Annotated in this window: 1 protein-coding gene and 1 tRNA gene; one reads left to right on the top strand and one right to left on the bottom strand. The window is 39.2% G+C overall.

What is annotated here, in order from left to right; translation table 11 throughout:
* Positions 1 to 194: 194 nt before the first annotated feature.
* Positions 195 to 266 (bottom strand) — tRNA-Glu (locus HT729_RS06600).
* A gap of 357 nt (positions 267 to 623) precedes the next feature.
* Here HT729_RS06600 and HT729_RS06595 point away from each other — a divergent pair.
* Positions 624 to 1,153 (top strand): IS30 family transposase (locus tag HT729_RS06595; RefSeq protein WP_172931819.1); only part of this gene is annotated, 530 nt, incomplete at its 3' end.

The raw sequence follows: 1,153 nt of genomic DNA, 5'->3' as shown, positions 1-1,153 counted from the left end.
ATTGTTCAGTACTACAACCTTGGTTGTAGTGCCCTGCACATTGGTTCGTCTTGTTCAGTTTTCAAAGGTCTTTGTCACTCGCTTCCCTCAAGCGACAACTATATTAGTATATCACAGTCGCTTTCGCTTGTCAACACTTTTTTGAAACTTTTTTAAACTTTTTTCATCAAGTATTTCCAACTGCAACATACCCATAGTCCGTACGGGATTCGAACCCGTGTTACCGCCGTGAAAAGGCGGTGTCTTAACCCCTTGACCAACGGACCAGAGTTGTTATTTTCAACTCTTACTATTATACAATCTTTTTCAGACTTGTCAACACCTTTTTTAAACTTTTTTTAATTAATTTTTTTAATTAATTTTTTTGAAAGTTCTATAATGAAGTTAGCCACCCAGCCCTCCTAAAAATTAGATGGTTCAACTAGCTGATAGCTAGTACTCGATTTCATTTGATAAGAGGCTTGATGCTGTTAGACTGACAAGCCAAGGCTAAGATTAGCCTTGGTTTAGCTGACAAAACTGCTTCAAGGGTTCCTCTTGTCAAATGAAAGCTCTTCTAGGCATAAGAAAACACCTCTGTGTTATACTTGTTGTTCAATCACAAACACAAGAAAGGCACAGAGATGAAAAACCATTATACTACAAAAGCCAAACATTTGACAATCGATAGCCGTCGCTTAATCGAACGATGGAAAAAGGAAGGGAAATCAAATAGAGAAATCGCCTCTTTACTTGGAAAAGCTCCTCAAACTATCCATACTGAAATCAAGCGTGGGACAGTCCGACAATGTCTTGGAAAAGGACGCTTTAAAGAGGTTTATTCTGCCGACTATGCTCAACAGTCTTATGAAAATAATCGCAAGCGCTCGGTCAAGAAATCAAGATTGACCAAGGAACTAAAGGAAAAGATTCTCCACTATCATAACCAAAAATTTTCGCCTGAAATGATGGTCAAGGCTAAGGGCGTTAACGTGGGAATTTCTACCATCTACTACTGGATCCATCATGGAAAATTAGGATGGTCAAAACAGGATCTGCTCTATCCTAGAAAAGGAAAAGCGCTTAAGAAACAAGCTAGCACCAATTTTAAACCCCCTGGTCAATCTATCGAACAGCGTCCTGAAGCTATCAATCTGCGATTGGAGAATGGGCA

It is taken from the genome of Streptococcus sp. 79, from assembly GCF_013277425.1.
In the GTDB taxonomy this organism is placed as follows: Bacteria; Bacillota; Bacilli; order Lactobacillales; family Streptococcaceae; genus Streptococcus; species Streptococcus pseudopneumoniae.
The sequence above is the reverse complement of the archived record's forward strand: the minus strand, read 5'-3'. Positions and strand labels throughout refer to the sequence as shown.